At 73.6% G+C, this 16450-nt stretch carries 18 protein-coding genes; 9 read left to right on the plus strand and 9 right to left on the minus strand.

The window, feature by feature from the left end; genetic code table 11:
- Positions 1–88: 88 nt before the first annotated feature.
- From ACZ407_RS19400 to serB, 3 genes are all read left to right on the plus strand, one after another.
- A complete protein-coding gene (locus tag ACZ407_RS19400) occupies positions 89–2086 on the plus strand; it encodes a streptophobe family protein (RefSeq protein WP_468129724.1) in 1998 nt (665 codons plus the stop codon).
- A gap of 316 nt (positions 2087–2402) precedes the next feature.
- The gene (locus tag ACZ407_RS19405; RefSeq protein WP_468129726.1) at positions 2403–2690 is read left to right on the plus strand and encodes a hypothetical protein; all 288 of its coding nucleotides are present in this window, start codon (positions 2403–2405) and stop codon (positions 2688–2690) included.
- A gap of 269 nt (positions 2691–2959) precedes the next feature.
- Positions 2960–4162 (plus strand): phosphoserine phosphatase SerB, encoded by a 1203-nt coding sequence (serB, locus tag ACZ407_RS19410; protein WP_468129728.1) that lies wholly within the window; start codon positions 2960–2962, stop codon positions 4160–4162.
- 134 nt (positions 4163–4296) lie between these two features.
- On the opposite strand, the gene ACZ407_RS19415 is transcribed toward serB, so the two are convergent.
- The 4 genes from ACZ407_RS19415 to ACZ407_RS19430 all read right to left on the minus strand — a co-directional run bounded on the left by ACZ407_RS19415 (position 4297) and on the right by ACZ407_RS19430 (position 6699).
- Positions 4297–4815 carry a SixA phosphatase family protein gene (locus tag ACZ407_RS19415; protein ID WP_468129730.1) on the minus strand — a complete coding sequence of 173 codons (519 nt, stop codon included), beginning with the start codon at positions 4813–4815 and terminating at the stop codon, positions 4297–4299.
- Between the two features lie 105 nt (positions 4816–4920).
- Positions 4921–5130 carry a hypothetical protein gene (locus ACZ407_RS19420; protein ID WP_468129732.1) on the minus strand — a complete coding sequence of 70 codons (210 nt, stop codon included), beginning with the start codon at positions 5128–5130 and terminating at the stop codon, positions 4921–4923.
- Between the two features lie 158 nt (positions 5131–5288).
- On the minus strand, positions 5289–5405 hold the full coding sequence (locus ACZ407_RS19425; RefSeq protein ID WP_468129734.1) for an SGM_5486 family transporter-associated protein: 117 nt from the start codon (positions 5403–5405) through the stop codon (positions 5289–5291).
- Positions 5406–5409: 4 nt separating this feature from the next.
- The gene (locus tag ACZ407_RS19430) at positions 5410–6699 is read right to left on the minus strand and encodes a CynX/NimT family MFS transporter (protein WP_468129736.1); all 1290 of its coding nucleotides are present in this window, start codon (positions 6697–6699) and stop codon (positions 5410–5412) included.
- A 63-nt stretch (positions 6700–6762) separates the two neighbouring features.
- Here ACZ407_RS19430 and ACZ407_RS19435 point away from each other — a divergent pair, with 63 nt between their 5' ends.
- Positions 6763–7461, plus strand: a complete 699-nt coding sequence (locus ACZ407_RS19435) for a FadR/GntR family transcriptional regulator (protein ID WP_468130052.1) — start codon at positions 6763–6765, stop codon at positions 7459–7461.
- A 46-nt stretch (positions 7462–7507) separates the two neighbouring features.
- Here the strand turns inward: ACZ407_RS19435 and ACZ407_RS19440 are convergent, their stop codons facing one another.
- The 3 genes from ACZ407_RS19440 to fabG all read right to left on the minus strand — a co-directional run bounded on the left by ACZ407_RS19440 (position 7508) and on the right by fabG (position 9607).
- The gene (locus ACZ407_RS19440; RefSeq protein ID WP_468129738.1) at positions 7508–7960 is read right to left on the minus strand and encodes a hypothetical protein; all 453 of its coding nucleotides are present in this window, start codon (positions 7958–7960) and stop codon (positions 7508–7510) included.
- A 152-nt stretch (positions 7961–8112) separates the two neighbouring features.
- On the minus strand, positions 8113–8883 hold the full coding sequence (fabI, locus tag ACZ407_RS19445; protein WP_468129740.1) for an enoyl-ACP reductase FabI: 771 nt from the start codon (positions 8881–8883) through the stop codon (positions 8113–8115).
- Between the two features lie 4 nt (positions 8884–8887).
- Positions 8888–9607: a 3-oxoacyl-[acyl-carrier-protein] reductase gene (gene fabG / locus ACZ407_RS19450; protein ID WP_468129742.1), complete on the minus strand. Its 720-nt coding sequence runs from the start codon at positions 9605–9607 to the stop codon at positions 8888–8890.
- Positions 9608–9793: 186 nt separating this feature from the next.
- On the opposite strand from fabG, the gene ACZ407_RS19455 reads away from it, so the two are divergent.
- From ACZ407_RS19455 to tyrS, 3 genes are read left to right on the plus strand one after another with little or no spacing between them, the layout of a single operon-like run.
- On the plus strand, positions 9794–11317 hold the full coding sequence (locus tag ACZ407_RS19455; RefSeq protein WP_468129744.1) for a TldD/PmbA family protein: 1524 nt from the start codon (positions 9794–9796) through the stop codon (positions 11315–11317).
- The gene (locus tag ACZ407_RS19460) at positions 11314–12702 is read left to right on the plus strand and encodes a metallopeptidase TldD-related protein (RefSeq protein WP_468129746.1); all 1389 of its coding nucleotides are present in this window, start codon (positions 11314–11316) and stop codon (positions 12700–12702) included. Before ACZ407_RS19455 ends, ACZ407_RS19460 begins: the two co-directional genes overlap by 4 nt.
- Before the next feature lie 50 nt (positions 12703–12752).
- Positions 12753–14021, plus strand: a complete 1269-nt coding sequence (gene tyrS, locus ACZ407_RS19465) for a tyrosine--tRNA ligase (protein WP_468129748.1) — start codon at positions 12753–12755, stop codon at positions 14019–14021.
- Positions 14022–14124: 103 nt separating this feature from the next.
- Here the strand turns inward: tyrS and ACZ407_RS19470 are convergent, their stop codons facing one another.
- On the minus strand, positions 14125–14400 hold the full coding sequence (locus ACZ407_RS19470; protein WP_468129750.1) for a GlsB/YeaQ/YmgE family stress response membrane protein: 276 nt from the start codon (positions 14398–14400) through the stop codon (positions 14125–14127).
- 179 nt (positions 14401–14579) lie between these two features.
- Between ACZ407_RS19470 and ACZ407_RS19475 the strand changes: the two genes are divergently transcribed.
- Positions 14580–14906, plus strand: a complete 327-nt coding sequence (locus tag ACZ407_RS19475) for a DUF3099 domain-containing protein (RefSeq protein WP_468129752.1) — start codon at positions 14580–14582, stop codon at positions 14904–14906.
- Positions 14907–15044: 138 nt separating this feature from the next.
- Positions 15045–15284: a hypothetical protein gene (locus tag ACZ407_RS19480; protein WP_468129754.1), complete on the plus strand. Its 240-nt coding sequence runs from the start codon at positions 15045–15047 to the stop codon at positions 15282–15284.
- Between the two features lie 91 nt (positions 15285–15375).
- On the opposite strand, the gene moaA is transcribed toward ACZ407_RS19480, so the two are convergent.
- Positions 15376–16365: a GTP 3',8-cyclase MoaA gene (moaA, locus tag ACZ407_RS19485; protein ID WP_468129756.1), complete on the minus strand. Its 990-nt coding sequence runs from the start codon at positions 16363–16365 to the stop codon at positions 15376–15378.
- Positions 16366–16450 lie beyond the last annotated feature (85 nt).

Below are 16450 nucleotides of genomic sequence, written 5' to 3' on the forward strand. Positions count from 1 at the left end.
GGCGGGCTCGCCGTTCGGACCGGGGTACGGCGGCGGCCCCGGACCGCGTACGGGCTCCGGCCGCGCCGCGGCGTGGTACTGGGGGGACGTGCTGGCGGCAGCGGTGGCCGCGGCGGGCTGGGCGGTCGTGGCGATGGCGGCGGTGGCCGCGCTCGGGCTGCACCTGCTGGGGGCCGATGCGGCCGGGCGGCTGGGTCCGATGACGGCGGCCGTGGTGGTGCTGGCGGTGGGCGGTTCGGTGACGCCGTCCGGGGAGGTCTCGGCCTTCGGGCTGGACGGGGCGGAAGCGGCGACCGCGCTGGCCGTGCGGCCGCTGGGGGTGAGCCTGGCGGGTGCGCTGGTGCTGGCCCTCGTGTTCCTGAGGTCGGTACGGGCGGCCGGGGCCGCGGAGTCCGCCGGCCGCCTCCTGGCCCGGGCGGCGGTGGTGGTGGCGGTGTTCACGGCACTGTCCGGCGGACTGGCGTGGGCCGGGCACGACGTGGTGACCCTCGACGGGGAGCAGCTCGGGGCGGCGGGGGGTACGGGCGGCGGCGGGTCCGGCGGCGGGTCCGGCGGCGGCCTGGAGATCCCCGGCCTCGGGGAGGTGGACCTCGGCGACATCGGCGGGATCGGGGACGCCGGCGGGCTGCTGCCGGACCGGCTGGGGGACCTGGCGGACGCCCATGCGCAGGTGGGCTTCGCGGTGGACGCCCGGGCGACGCTGCTGGGGTCGGCGGTGTGGGCGGCGGGCGTGCTGCTGATCGCCGTGCTCGCCTCGCGGCGGACCGCCCTGCCGGGCGGCCGGACGGTGCTGGACCGGTGGGTGCGGCCGGCGGTGTCCTCGGTGGTGGCGGTGCTGCTGCTGACGGTGGCGGCCGGGCTGGCGGCGGCCGGCTGGGCCATGGCCGGCGACGCGCGCCCGGGGCGGATCGCGGGCGCCGCCCTGCTCGGTGCGCCGAACGGGAGCTGGCTCACGGTGCCGCTGGGGATGGCCGTGCCCTTCGCGGGCCGGGCCTCGGGGGGCCTGGCGGAGGTCCTGCCCGATCCGCTGGGCGAGCTGCTGTCGGTGTCGGCGCAGGAGCCGGTGACCGTGGCCCGGCTGGCGGAGTACGACGGGCGGGTGTGGCTGCTGGTGGTCGCGGTCGCGCTGCTGATGCTGACCGCGGGGGTGCTGACGGCGGTCCGCGGGCCGGCCGGCGGGAGCGCCGGGGCGGCGGCCCTGCACCTGGGCCTGGTGACGGCCGTCGCCGCGGTGGTGCTCGTCCGGCTCACGGCCCTGTCGGCGAACGCCTCGCTGTCGGTCCTGGGCGTGGACGCCTTCGACGCGGGGCTCGACCTGCGGGGCGAGGTGCCGGCGGCCGCCCTGCTGGGAGCGGCCTGGGGCGCGGGGGCGGGGTTCCTGGGCGCGCTCCTCGCCCGGCTGCGGCGGACGGCGGACCCGGACCCGCGGCCTGGACCCGGCTATGTGCCCACGGTGGCGGCCGGGCAGGCGGGACCGTCCGGGCCCTGGTACGTGCCGACCGTGCACGGCGCGGCGCCGGGGCCGGGGTGGGGTCCGGGCCACCCCCCGACGGGGCGGGGCCGGCCGGGCCCGGAGGCGGAGGGCGGGAGTGCGGGGGCGGACCGGGCGGGGGCGGACCGGGCGGGTGCGGGCCGGGCGGAGGGCGGGCGGGATGCCGGCCGGGGCGGACCGCCGCCGCCCGGGGGCGGTCAGGGGCACGGCGGGGGCCAGGGGTCCGCCGGCGGTCAGGGGCACGGCGGGGGCCAGGGGTCCGCCGGCGATCAGGGGCACGGCGGGGGCCGGTTCGGCCCGCCGCCGCCGGGGGCGGGGGCGGAGCGGCGCCCGGCAGGGGACTCCGGCGGCGCTGAGGGGGCGGGCCCGTACCGGCCCTCGCCGGTACGGGGGACCCGGCCCGGCGAGGTGAACCCGTACCGCGCTCCGCAGGCCCCGGCCGACGGGCGCGACGCGGACGCCACCATCGCGGGCGGTCCCCCGGTCCCCCCGCCCCGTCCCCGCCGCGGCCCCGCCCCGGACAAGCGCACTCCCTTCACCCCGCCCCCGCCGCCTTCGCCGCCTCCGCCCCCGCCTCCGGGCGGCCGCCGCTGAACGGGCCGGGGGCGCCCGGCACGGCAGCGCCCGTGACGGGCGTATCGGACGCCTTCTCCTGAAATGGTGCGGGGTTCCCCGGAAAAAGCCCGCCGAAACTTCCGCGGCCGCCGCGGGGAATTCGTCCCGTTGACGGGACAAACCCGCGGGGCGCCCGCGGCCGCGCAAAAGGCGGTGAGGGCCGCCTGAATTCCCTTCTCCCTGCCGTCCAGCCGGGCCGCCGTGCTAATCCTGGAAATGTCCGGAGCACCGGACGGATTCCCGGCTCCCCGCACGGCGGGAACGCCGGCACGACGACCAGAAAAGGGAGAATTCCATGCGCATGCGCCACGCGGCGACCGTCCTGGCCCTGGGCGGCACCCTGTTGCTCGGCGGTGCCGCCCTGCCCGCGCAGGCGGCCGCCCCCGCGTCCGTACCGGCGGCCGCACCTGCGGCGAAGGCTCCGGCCGGGGCCGCCGCAGCAGCGAGCTGGCACTACCACAGCACGTACTACGGCAGCCCCACCCCGTGCGAGAACGCCGGAAAGGCGCAGAGCCTGCCGTACAAGTGCTCCATGGGCCTGCCCGGACCCCAGCTGCCGTTCTACCTTTACCTCTGGTACTGATCCCGGCGCCGGTACCGGTCTCCGGAACCGCCCCCGGGGCCTTTTCCGTGGATTTCCCGGGAATTCGCGACTCAAAGGCGCGTCGCCCGTCCCGGGGCATTCCCGGAGGACTTCACGGCACCACGCGGAAATGACGCCGCCGGCGGTGGGGGGTGGGGCTGCACCCCCGGCCGCCGGGCCGCTTCCGGGGACCGGCGGGCCCCCCGGGGAGTCCGCTGGGCGGGACGGGGAGGGCCGAAGGGCGGGACAGAGGATACGGTGAGGGCACCATGAGCGATGCGCAGATCTCCGATGTCCCCACCCTCCTCGTCAAGATCTTCGGCAAGGACCGCCCCGGTATCACCGCCGGGCTGTTCGACACCCTCGCCGCCTACTCGGTCGACGTGGTCGACATCGAGCAGGTCGTGACCCGGGGCCGGATCGTGCTGTGTGCCCTGATCACCGTGCCCCAGGGGGCCGGGAGCGAGGGCGAACTGCGGGCCACCGTGCACAGCTGGGCCGAATCGTTCAAGCTCCAGGCGGAGATCATTTCGGGTACCGGCGACAACCGGCCCCGCGGCAGCGGCCGCTCGCACGTCACCGTGCTCGGGCACCCGCTGACGGCCGAGTCCACCGCGGTGATAGCGGCCCGCATCACCGACACCGGCGGCAACATCGACCGCATCTTCCGGCTCGCCAAGTTCCCGGTGACGGCGGTGGAATTCGCCGTTTCGGGTGCCGAGACCGAGCCCCTGCGGACCGCCCTGGCCACCACCGCCGCGCAGATCGGCGTGGACGTGGCGGTGGTCTCGGCCGGTCTGCACCGGCGGGCCCAGCGGCTGGTGGTCATGGACGTGGACTCCACCCTGATCCAGGACGAGGTCATCGAGCTGTTCGCGGCCCATGCGGGCTGCGAGGACAAGGTGGCGGAGGTAACCGCGCAGGCGATGCGCGGGGAGCTGGACTTCGAGCAGTCCCTGCACGCCCGGGTCGCGCTGCTGGCCGGGCTCGACGCCTCCGTCGTGGACAAGGTCAGGGCGGAGGTGCGGCTCACCCCGGGCGCCCGCACCCTGATCCGGACCCTGAAGCGGCTCGGCTACCAGGTGGGCGTGGTCTCCGGCGGTTTCACGCAGGTGACGGACGATCTGCAGGACCGGCTCGGCCTGGACTTCGCCTCGGCCAACACCCTGGAGATCGTCGACGGGAAGCTGACCGGCCGGGTCACCGGCGAGATCGTGGACCGGGCCGGGAAGGCCCGGCTCCTGCGCCGGTTCGCCGCCGAGGCCGGGGTGCCGCTGGCGCAGACGGTGGCCATCGGCGACGGTGCGAACGACCTGGACATGCTGAACGCGGCCGGGCTCGGGGTGGCCTTCAACGCCAAGCCGGTCGTGCGCGAGGCGGCGCACACCGCCGTCAACGTGCCCTTCCTCGACGCCGTGTTGTACCTGCTGGGCATCACCCGCGAGGAGGTCGAGGCCGCCGACCTCGACTGAGGCAGGGCCCCGGGCCCGGCTCCGGCGTCGCCCTCGTCCCGTGACCCGTACGGAGAGACCCCCGGCATCCGCTGCCGGGGGTCTCTTCCTCGTACGGGTACGGGCCAAGGGGGCGGGCGCCGGGCCCGGCGCGCTCAGTGCTGCGGGCTCCAGAAGTCGAGCAGCGTGCCGACCCCGGGCTCGACGGACTTCCAGGAGCCGGTGAACCCGATGATGGCGAGGGCCGCGGTCGGGAACCCGGACCGGGCCATCCGGGCCATCGCGTCGTCCTTGGCACTGCCGGACAGGATGTCGGCGAGCGCCTGCATGCCCGGGTTGTGCCCGATGACGAGGAGGTCTCCGACCTCGTCCGGGGTCTCGTTGAGCAGGGCGATGAGCTCGCCCGGCGAGGCCTCGTACAGCCGCTCCTCGTAGACCGTCCGGGGCCGGTGCGGGAGCTCCTGGACGGCGAGCTTCCAGGTCTCGCGGGTCCGGACGGCGGTGGAACAGAGGGCCAGGTCGAAGGCGATGCCGGTTTCCGCCAGCTTCAGTCCGACGGCCGGGGCCTCCTTGCGGCCGCGGTCCGCGAGCGGCCGGTCGTGGTCGGACACCTGCGGCCAGTCTGCCTTCGCGTGCCGGAGTAGGACGATCCTGCGGGGTGCGTCGACGCTCATGCCGTTCAGCTTCGCACGAAACGAGCCATGGAGCGCAGGGTGTTGACGGGCTCACCCGTCCGGGGCGGGCGCGCACCGGCGCACGGTGCGGAGCGGCGGCGCGGGTCAGCCGCGCAGCCGGTGCACCTGGTCCATCAGCTCGCCGAGGGGGAAGGGGCCGGCGGCCTGGGCCCCGCCGGATCCGGCGAGCAGCAGGAGCAGGGCGGCGAAGGCCGCGACCGGGAGGACGACCGCCCACCAGGGCAGGCGGGTGTCCGCGGCGCGGGTGGGCCGGCGGGGTGGGAGGAGGGGGCGGGACTGGACGGGTGTGGACATGACCGCCTCCGCGGGTGCTGCTGGATTTCCGGCCGGTGCTGCCGCTGTGCCTCCGAATCTACGGATCCGGGCCGGCGGCCCCCATCCGGCATCCCACCCACTTCACCCTGAGTCCGCCCCCCTAGGGGACGGGGGGTTAACCCCACCCGCGCGGCGGATCAGGGAGAGGCGAGGGTCGCGATGATGGCGATGACGACCGTGACCCCGAGCATCGCGCCGAGCACGATGGCGAGCTTCTTGTGGCCGTTCTTGGGGTTCGGTTCCAGGACAGACATGGCCTCAGTCTCCCATGCCGCATTCGTCCTCGATCGTGCGGTCCCGTCCGGCCAGGACGCCCACGGCGATCTGCGGGACCATCAGCCCGGCCATGAGGGCCAGCGGGAGGTCCCAGCCGCCGCTGTGCTGGTAGAGGACGCCGATGAGGAGGGGGCCGGGGATGGAGATCAGGTAGCCGGTGCTCTGCGCGAAGGCGGAGAGCCGGACCACTCCGGCCGCGGACCGGGCGCGCAGGCCGATCATGGTGATGGCGAGCGGGAAGGCGCAGTTCGAGACGCCGAGGAGGACGGCCCAGAGCCAGGCCCCGCCGGCGGGCGCGAAGTACAGGCCGGCGTATCCGGCGAGCCCGAAGGCGCCGAGCCCGGCGACGACGACCCCCTGGTTGCGGACGGCTCCGGCCAGGCGGGTGACGAAGGCCAGCGGGACGCCCATGACCATGGTCACGGCGAGCAGGACTCCGGCGGTGCCGGCCGAGACCCCGGCGTCGCGGAAGATCTGCGGCATCCAGCCCATGGTCACGTAGGCGCCGGTGGCCTGGAGTCCGAAGTAGCCGGCCAGGGCCCAGGCGGTGCGGCTGCGGGTGACCCGGGGGCCGGCGGCGGCCGGCCGGTCGGGGGCCCCGGGGGCGGAGTGCGCGTTCCGCTCCTTGCGGACCTCGCGCGCCACGGCGGTCCAGGGCAGTACGGCGATGACGGCGAGCACCGCCCAGACCAGCAGGCCGGCCCGCCAGTTCCCGCCGAGGGCCTCGGTCATCGGCACGGTCGCGGCGGCGGCCACGGAGGTGCCGATGGCGAGGGCCATCGAGTAGAGGCCGGTCATGGTGCCGATCCGGTCGGGGAACCAGCGCTTGACGATCACCGGGAGCAGCACGTTGGTGAGGGCGATGCCCGCGAGGGAGAGCGCGCTGGCGGCCAGGAAGCCGGCGGTGCCGCTCGCGAACGGGCGTATGACCAGTCCGGCGGCGACGGCGGCCATGCCGGCGCACACGACCGCGGCCGGGCCGAACCGGCGGGCGAGCCGTGGGGCGGTGAGGCCGAAGACGGCGAAGCAGAGCGTGGGCACCGAGGTCAGCAGGCCCGCGACGGCGCCGCTCATGCCGAGGCCCTCGCGGGCCTCCTCCAGCAGGGCGCCGAGGCTGGTGATCGCCGGGCGCAGGTTCAGGGCGGCGAGCACGATGGCGGCGACGAGGAGCGGGCCCAGCCAGCGGGCGGGGGCCGCGGCCTCGGCGGGTGCCTGCAGCGCGGCGCGCGCGGGGGCCTTACGGTTCAGGACCTGTATCTCATCGTCGGGCATACAGCCATCATAGAATCATGGGATGATTGGTTGTCCAGTCCCGCCTTGCACCGAGAGGGCCTCATGCCGCTGACCTCGCCCCGGCGCTCCGCGCTCGCCGACCAGGTGATCGCCCAGCTCCGGAACCAGATCACCTCGGGCGAATGGCCCCTGGGCTCGCGCATCCCCACCGAGCCGGAGCTGGTGGAGCTGCTGGGAGTGGCCCGGAACACGGTCCGCGAGGCCGTCCGCGCCCTCGCGCACAACGGCCTGCTGGACATCCGGCAGGGCTCGGGCACGTACGTCGTCGCCACGAGCGAGCTGGCGGGGGTGATGCACCGGCGCTTCGCGGACGCCGACCCGCGGCACATCGCCGAGCTGCGCTCCACGCTGGAGTCCTCGGCGGCCCGGCTGGCGGCGGAACGGCGCACCGAACGGGACCTGGCCCAGCTGGACGCGCTGCTGGCCCGGCGGGAGCAGGCCTGGGAGGGCGGGGACGCGGAGGTGTTCGTGGCCGCCGACGTGAGCCTGCACATGGCCGTGGTCGCCGCCTCGCACAACGACGTGCTGATCGGGCTGTACGCGGACCTCGGCGAGCTGCTGCGGGACTGGCTGCGCGAGGACGTGGGCACGGAGCTGACCCCCGACACCCACATGGACCACGCCCGGCTGGTCGAGGCGATCCGGCGGGGCGACGGGGACGCGGCGGCCTCGGAGGCGGCCGGCTACCCGTTCGGGTGGCTGAAGGACGCCCCCGGCCGCCGGGGCCCCGGCAACGGCTGACGTACGCAGCCGGGCACCGGACCCGTACGCGGGGAGCCGGCGCGGCTCAGCCGGGCCGGTGTCCGACCCAGGCCGAGCGGACCTCCTTCCAGCAGCGGCCGGTCAGCTCGACGTGCCCGGCGGGGCCGAGGACGGCCGGGGCGCTGTCCCCGTCCACGTCCCACCAGCGCTCGCACTCCACGTGGAGGGTCACCAGATCGGTCTGCGGGTACGGGTTGTGGCAGTTCGCGGTGACGCGGGAGCCCTCGATCTCGGTGTCGCAGTCGGCGCCGAAGAGCGGCTCCCCTTCCGGGCGGGCCGGCTGGAGCGGGGGCTCCACGGGCAGGTCGCGCAGGTCGGGGAGGGCCGCCTCCGGGCCTGCGGCCCCCGTGCTCCCGGCGGCCTCCGCACTCCCGGCGGCCCCGGCGGCCCCGTCGGCCGCCACGCTCGGGGCCAGGAAGCCGGACAGCACGACCGAGGTCACCAGCAGGCACACCGCTCGACTCCGCCTCGGGCGCACACCCGTACCTCCTCCCCGCCGAGCCGGGAAGGTCCCGGTCCGGCCAGTGTGCAGGCAGCGGGCCGGTTCTTCGACTCGGGAGACCCGGAACGGCGACGGCCGCGGCTCCGGTGCAGGAGCCGCGGCCGTCGCCGTCGTACGGGGGAAGCCGGTCAGGCACCCATCGCGTGCAGACCGCCGTCCACGTGGACGATCTCGCCGGTGGTCTTCGGGAACCAGTCCGACAGCAGGGCGACGATCGCCTTGCCCGTGGGCTCGGGGTCCGACATGTCCCACTCCAGCATCGAGCGGGTGTTCCAGACCTCCGCGAGGTCCGAGAAGCCCGGGATGGACTTCGCGGCCATCGAGCCCAGCGGACCGGCCGAGACCAGGTTGCAGCGGATGTTCTCCTTGCCCAGGTCGCGGGCGAGGTAGCGGCTGGTGGCCTCCAGGGCCGCCTTGGCCGGGCCCATCCAGTCGTACTGCGGCCACGCGAACTGCGCGTCGAAGGTGAGGCCGACGACGGCCGCGCCCTCCGCCGGGAAGAGCGGCTTGCAGGCCATGGTCAGGGACTTCAGGGAGAAGGCCGAGACGTGCATGGCGGTCGAGACCGACTCGAAGGGGGTGTTCAGGAAGTTGCCGCCCAGGGCGTCCTGCGGGGCGAAGCCGATCGAGTGGACGACCCCGTCGAGGCCGCCGAGCTCGTCGCGGACCAGGCCCTCCAGGCGGGCCAGGTGCTCGTCGTTCGTGACGTCGAGCTCGATCACCTTGACGGGCTTCGGCAGCTTCTTGGCGATGCGCTCGGTCAGGGTCGGCCGCGGCCAGGCGGTGAGGATGACCTCGGCGCCCTGCTCCTGGGCAAGCCTGGCGGCGTGGAAGGCGATGGAGGACTCCATCAGCACGCCCGTGATCAGGATCCGCTTGCCGTCGAGAATTCCGCTCATGTGATCAGTGACCCATGCCCAATCCGCCGTCAACGGGAATGACGGCTCCGGTGATGTACGAGGCGTCGTCCGACGCGAGGAAGCGGACCGCCGCGGCGATCTCCTCCGGCTGCGCGTAGCGGCCCAGCGGGACCTGGCCGACGATGCCGGCGCGCTGCTCGTCGGTGAGCACGGCGGTCATGTCGGTGTCCACGAAGCCGGGCGCGACGACGTTGAAGGTGATGTTCCGGGAGCCCAGCTCGCGGGCGAGGGAGCGGGCGAAGCCGACCAGGCCGGCCTTGGAGGCGGCGTAGTTCGCCTGCCCCGCCGAGCCGAGCAGGCCGACGACGGAGGAGATGAGGACGACGCGGCCCTTCTTGGCGCGCAGCATGCCCCGGTTGGCGCGCTTGACCACCCGGAAGGTGCCGGTGAGGTTGGTGTCCAGAACCGAGGTGAAGTCGTCCTCGGACATGCGCATCAGCAGCTGGTCCTTGGTGATGCCGGCGTTCGCCACCAGCACCTCGACCGGGCCGTGCTTGTCCTCGATCTCCTTGTAGGCCTGCTCCACCTGCTCGGGATCGGTGATGTCGCAGCGGACCGCGAGCACGCCGAGCTCGGCGAGGGCCGCGGGCGGCTCGCCCGAGCGGTACGTGATGGCGACCTGGTCGCCGGCCTCTGCGAAGGCGCGGGCGATGGCGAGGCCGATGCCCCGGTTTCCTCCGGTGACGAGAACCGAGCGGCTCAACGGATCACCCTTTCCCTAGCTGTCTGGTCAACCGGAAACCTATCGGTCCGTCCCTCGTTCCGGAGAATCGAGCACCGACAGGTCATGGAGAACGGCTCTGTGGGGTCCCTACAGAAAGATGTAGGCACGAGACGCCCGGTCACGCCATGATCGGAGTCACCGGTCCCGACCAACTGGGAGACATCCGTGCCTCATTCCATCGACGCCGCGTTCACGGCGCTGCCCTTGCGGGCGCTCGCCGACGCGGCGCTCGCCCGAGCCCGCGCCCTGGGCTGCGACCACGCCGATTTCCGGCTGGAGCGGATCCGCAGCGCCTCCTGGCGGCTGCGCGACGCCAAGCCGTCCGGCTCCTCCGACACCACCGACCTGGGCTTCGCGGTGCGGGTCGTGCACGGCGGCAGCTGGGGCTTCGCCTCCGGAGTGGACCTGACCATGGACGGCGCGGCCCGCGTGGCCTCGCAGGCCGTGGCCATGGCCAAGCTGTCGGCCAAGGTGATCGCCGCCGCGGGCTCCGACGAGCGGGTGGAGCTGGCCCCCGAGCCGGTGCACGCGGACAAGACGTGGATCTCCTCGTACGAGGTGAACCCCTTCGACGTGCCGGACGAGGAGAAGGCGGCCCTGCTGGCCGACTGGAGCTCCCGGCTGCTGGCCGCGGACGGGGTGGCCCACGTGGACGCCTCGCTCCTCGCGGTGCACGAGAACAAGTTCTACGCGGACACCGCCGGCACCGTCACCACCCAGCAGCGGGTCCGGCTGCACCCGCAGCTCACGGCCGTGGCCGTGGACGACAAGACCGGCGAGTTCGACTCGATGCGGACCATCGCCCCGCCGGTGGGCCGCGGCTGGGAGTACCTGACCGGCACCGGCTGGGACTGGAACGCCGAGCTGGAGCAGATCCCGGAGCTGCTCGCCGAGAAGATGCGCGCCCCCAGCGTGCAGGCCGGGCGCTACGACCTGGTCGTGGACCCGTCGAACCTGTGGCTGACCATCCACGAGTCCATCGGCCACGCCACCGAGCTGGACCGGGCCCTGGGCTACGAGGCCGCGTACGCCGGCACCTCCTTCGCCACCTTCGACCAGCTGGGCAAGCTCGCGTACGGCTCCTCGATCATGAACGTGACGGGCGACCGGACGGCCGAGCACGGCCTGGCCACCATCGGCTACGACGACGAGGGCGTCGAGGCGCAGAGCTGGGACCTGGTCAAGGACGGCACCCTGGTCGGCTACCAGCTGGACCGGCGCATCGCGCAGCTCACCGGCCTGGGCCGCTCCAACGGCTGCGCCTTCGCGGACTCCCCCGCCCACGTGCCGGTGCAGCGGATGGCGAACGTCTCGCTGCGCCCGGAGCCGGGCGGCCTGTCGACCGAGGACCTGATCGGCGGGGTGGAGCGGGGCATCTACGTGGTCGGCGACCGCTCCTGGTCGATCGACATGCAGCGCTACAACTTCCAGTTCACCGGGCAGCGCTTCTTCCGCATCGAGAACGGCCGCCTCGCCGGCCAGCTGCGGGACGTGGCCTACCAGGCGACGACCACCGAGTTCTGGGGCTCGATGGAGAAGGTGGGCGGGCCGCAGACGTACGTGCTGGGCGGCGCCTTCAACTGCGGCAAGGCCCAGCCGGGCCAGGTCGCCGCGGTCTCGCACGGCTGCCCGTCGGCCCTGTTCCGCGACGTCAACATCCTGAACACGACGCAGGAGGCCGGCCGATGAGCCGTACGAAGCCCCACGAGATCGTCGAGCGGGCGCTCGCGCTGTCCACCGCGGACGGCTGCGTGGTGATCGCCGACGAGCAGTCCACCGCGAACCTGCGCTGGGCCGGCAATGCGCTGACCACCAACGGGGTCACCCGCGGCCGCACCCTCACGGTGATCGCCACGGTGGACGGCAAGGAGGGCACGGCCTCGGGGGTCGTCTCGCGCTCCGCGGTCACCGAGGCGGACCTGGAGCCGCTGGTCCGCGCCGCCGAGGCCGCCGCCCGTACGGCGGGACCGGCCGAGGACGCCCAGCCGCTGGTGACGGGGACCCCCTCCTCCCCCGATTTCACCGACGCGCCCGCCGAGACCTCCTCGGCGGTGTTCACCGACTTCGCCCCGGCCCTCGGCGAGGCCTTCGCCCGGGCCCGGGCGGGCGGCCGGGAGCTGTACGGCTTCGCCAACCACGAGCTGGTCTCCACGTACGTGGGCACCTCCACGGGGCTGCGGCTGCGGCACGACCAGCCGAACGGGACCCTGGAGCTGAACGCGAAGTCCCCCGACCGCCAGCGCTCCGCCTGGGCGGGCCGGTCGACCCGCGACTTCAAGGACGTGGACCCGGGGGCCCTGGACGCCGAGCTCGCCAAGCGGCTGGGCTGGGCCGAGCGCCGCTTCGACCTGCCCGCCGGGCGGTACGAGACCCTGCTGCCGCCCACCGCGGTCGCCGACCTGCTGATCTACCAGATGTGGTCCTCGGCGGCCCGGGACGCGGCGGAGGGCCGGACGGTCTTCTCCAAGCCGGGCGGGGGCACCCGGATCGGCGAGCGGCTCTCCGCGCTGCCGCTGACCCTGCGCAGCGACCCGAACGAGCCGGGCCTGGAGTCCGCGCCGTTCGTGATCGCGCACAGCTCGGGGGACGACGCCTCGGTCTTCGACAACGGGCTGCCGCTCGCGCCCACCTCCTGGGTGCGCGAGGGCGAGCTGTCCCGTCTGACGACCACCCGGCACAGCGCGGGCCTGACCGGGCTGCCGGTGGCGCCGTCGATCGGGAACCTGATCCTCGACGGGGGCGGGGAGAAGTCCCTGGAGGAGATGGTGGCCGGCACCGAGCGCGGGCTGCTGCTGACCTGCCTGTGGTACATCCGCGAGGTGGACCCGGCGACGCTGCTGCTCACGGGCCTGACCCGGGACGGCGTGTACCTGGTGGAGAACGGCGAGGTCGTGGGCGAGGTGAACAACTTCCGGTTCAACGAGTCCCCGGTGGACCTGCTCTCGCGGGCGTCCGAGGCCGGCCGGACCGAGAAGACCCTGCCGCGCGAGTGGAGCGACTGGTTCACCAGGGCGGCCATGCCCGCGCTGCGCATCCCCGATTTCAACATGAGCTCGGTCAGCAAGGGCGTCTGACCCCCATAGACTGAGACGGCAATCCCATCATCCAAAGGAGTCGAGAGACCGTGACGGACATCGTCGACGAACTGAAGTGGCGCGGGCTGTTCGCCCAGTCCACCGATGAAGAAGCCCTGCGCAAGGCCTTCGCGGACGGTCCCGTCACGTTCTATTGCGGCTTCGACCCGACGGCGGCCTCGCTGCACGTCGGCCACCTGGTGCAGGTGCTCACCGTCCGCCGGATCCAGCAGGCGGGCCACCGTCCGCTGGCGCTGGTGGGCGGTGCCACCGGCCAGATCGGCGACCCGCGGCCGACGGCCGAGCGCACCCTGAACGACCCCGAGACGGTCGCGAACTGGGTGAACCGGCTGCGCTCCCAGATCGAGCCGTACCTGTCCTTCGAGGGCGAGAACGCGGCCGTGATGGTGAACAACCTGGACTGGACGGCGGGCATGTCCGCCATCGAGTTCCTGCGGGACATCGGCAAGCACTTCCGCGTCAACAAGATGCTGACGAAGGACTCGGTCGCCAAGCGGCTGGACTCGGACCAGGGCATCAGCTACACGGAGTTCAGCTACCAGCTGCTCCAGGGCATGGACTTCCTGGAGCTGTACCGCCGCTACGGCTGCGTCCTCCAGCAGGGCGGGTCCGACCAGTGGGGCAACCTGACCGCCGGTCTCGACCTGATCCACCGGCTGGAGCCGGGCGCGGTCGTGCACGCGCTGGCGACCCCGCTGATGGTCAAGGCGGACGGCACCAAGTTCGGCAAGACCGAGGGCGGGGCCGTCTGGCTGGACCCGGAGATGACCACCCCGTACGCGTTCTACCAGTTCTGGCTGAACGTGGACGACCGGGACATCTCGACCTACATGCGGATCCTCTCCTTCAAGAGCCGCGAGGAGCTGGAGGAGCTGGAGCGGCAGACCGCCGAGCGGCCGCAGGCGCGCGCCGCCCAGCGGGCGCTGGCCGAGGAGCTGACCGCCCTGGTGCACGGCCCGGACCAGGCGGCGGCCGTGATCGCCGCCTCGAAGGCGCTGTTCGGCCAGGGCGAGCTGGCGGACCTGGACGAGGCCACGCTGGCCGCGGCCCTGTCCGAGCTGCCGCACGCCAAGGTCGCGGAGCTCGCCCCGGTGGTGGACCTCTTCGCCGAGACCGGCCTGGTCGCGAGCAAGTCGGCGGGCCGCCGCACGGTGAAGGAGGGCGGGGCCTACGTGAACAACGTGAAGGTGACCGCCGAGGACGCCGTGCCGGCCCGCGAGGAGCTGCTGCACGGCCGCTGGCTGGTGCTGCGGCGCGGCAAGAAGAACCTGGCCGCGGTCGAGGTCACCGGGGTCTGAGGACCCGGACCGGAACGCACATGGCAAAGGGGCCGGTACGGACGCGGAGTCCGTACCGGCCCCTGCTGTCGCGGCGCGCCGCTGGCGGGGCGGCGGCCGCGCGTCACGCCGTCCGCCGGCTGCCCCGCATCATCATGTAGACCATGTCGCCGAGGCCCACCACGACCACGGCGCCCGCGATCTCCAGCAGGTGCCGGATCCAGTCGATGCCCTTGGTGTCCTCCACGCCGATCCAGCCGGCGACCGCGTTGCCGAGTACCCCGCCGAGGATGCCGAACACCGTGGTCAGCCACAGGGGCTGGTGCTGCTTGCCGGGCAGGATCGCCCGGGCGATGAGCCCCAGGACGAATCCGACGATGATCGCCCACAACCAATGCATGTCGCCTCCTCGTGGCGCGATGTGCGCATGTGGGCCCAGTCTCCGCCGCTGCGGCGGACGGCGCACGCCGGAGCGACCCGTTCGCGGGACACCCCCTCTCCACACCGCGGAGGCCGTTGGCTACGGTGGAAGTGGTCCGGACCGGAGCGTCCGGCGAGGGAAACGGGTGGTGGAACGCGATGCGGAAGCGGAACGGAGCCGAGGTCTTCCGGATCACCGGGGCCCGGCGGGGACTCCAGGAGGACGTCCGGGGACGGCAGCGGCGGTACGTGATCTCGATGGGGATCCGGACCCTGTCGGTGATCCTGACCGTGCTGCTGTGGAACGTGGAGCGGCACGTGGCCGTCGTGACCCTGATCGCCGGCGCGCTGCTGCCGTACGTGGCCGTGGTCATCGCCAACGCGGGGCGGGAATCGGCCCCTTCGCTGCCCTCGAATTTCATCCCGGCGCCGGTCCGTCCGGCCCTTGAGGCGGGCAACCTCAGGAAAAGCTCAGATCAATCGTGAGGTTCCGGTGCACCGCACCGGGTCCTGCGTGACATACTGCCTACGCGCTCCGCATCCCCCGTCGGAGCGACGGACCGACGCCGGGCAGCTCCCCCCGTGGCTGCTCGGCGTCGTCATTCCGTCTTTTAGGGTTGAGCCGTGAACTCCCCTGACTCTTCCGACGCGACCGTGCCCATCTGCTCCGCCAAGGGCTGCCGCGATGCCGCCGTATGGGTGCTGGCCTGGAACAACCCGAAGCTGCACACGCCCGACCGCCGCAAGACCTGGCTGGCCTGCGAGGAGCACCGCGAGCACCTGTCCCAGTTCCTGGGCGTACGCGGGTTCCTGAAGGACGTGGTGGAACTGGCGGAGTGGGAGCGGGGGCAGCAGGCCCCCTGAGCCGGTCCGGGTGCCGGGCCCGGCGCGGGCCCGGACGCGGGCCCGGCGCAGCCGACCCGGTGGTGCAGGCGCCCGGTTCGGCCGCCCGGGTTCAGCCGCCGATCGCGGACATCGGCCGGTCGGGCTGCAGGAAGGACGGGTCGTCGAGGCCCGACCCGGCCTTCTTGCCCCACATCGCCACCTTCCACAGGCGGGCGATCTCCTCGTCCGGGGCGCCGGAGCGCAGCGCGGCGCGCAGGTCGGACTCCTCGGTGGCGAAGAGGCAGGTGCGCACCTGGCCGTCCGCGGTGAGGCGGGTCCGGTCGCAGGCCCGGCAGAACGGCCGGGTGACGGAGGCGATGACGCCGACGGTGGCGGGGCCGCCGTCGACGACCCAGCGTTCGGCCGGGGCGGAGCCGCGCTCCTCGGCGCCTTCCTCGGTGAGGTCGAAGCGGGTGCGCAGGGAGGCGAGGATGTCCCCGGCGGTGATCATCCCGTCCCGCTTCCAGCCGTGCTGGGCGTCGAGGGGCATCTGCTCGATGAAGCGCAGCTCGTAGCCGTTCTCGACGGCCCAGGCGAGCAGGTCGGGGGCCTCGTCGTCGTTGAGGCCGGGCATCAGGACGGCGTTGACCTTGACCGGGGTGAGTCCGGCGTCGCGGGCGGCGGCCATGCCCTCGACCACGTCCTTGTGCCGGTCGCGGCGGGTGAGGGTCTTGAAGACCTCGGGGCGCAGGGTGTCCAGGGAGACGTTGACCCGGTCGAGGCCGGCCGCCTTGAGGGCCTGCGCGGTGCGCTTGAGCCCTATGCCGTTGGTGGTCAGCGACATCTTGGGGCGCGGTGCGAGGGCGGCGACGCGCTCGACGATCCCGACCAGGCCGGGCCGCAGCAGCGGCTCGCCGCCGGTGAAGCGGACCTCGGTGACGCCCAGCCCGGTCACGGCGATGCGGATCAGCCGGACGATCTCGTCGTCGGTGAGCAGATCGGGCTTGGCCAGCCACTGCAGGCCCTCTTCGGGCATGCAGTAGGTGCAGCGCAGATTGCACCGGTCCGTGAGTGAGACGCGCAGGTCGGTGGCCACTCGGCCATAGGTGTCGATGAGCACTGAGGGCCCCCTCCCCGGTCCGCAAACCAGAAGTCTGATCCTTGTTTCGAGCCTACGCGACGCATGTTTCAACCAGGGACGCCCG

This window comes from Streptomyces sp. NPDC030809, assembly GCF_055572195.1.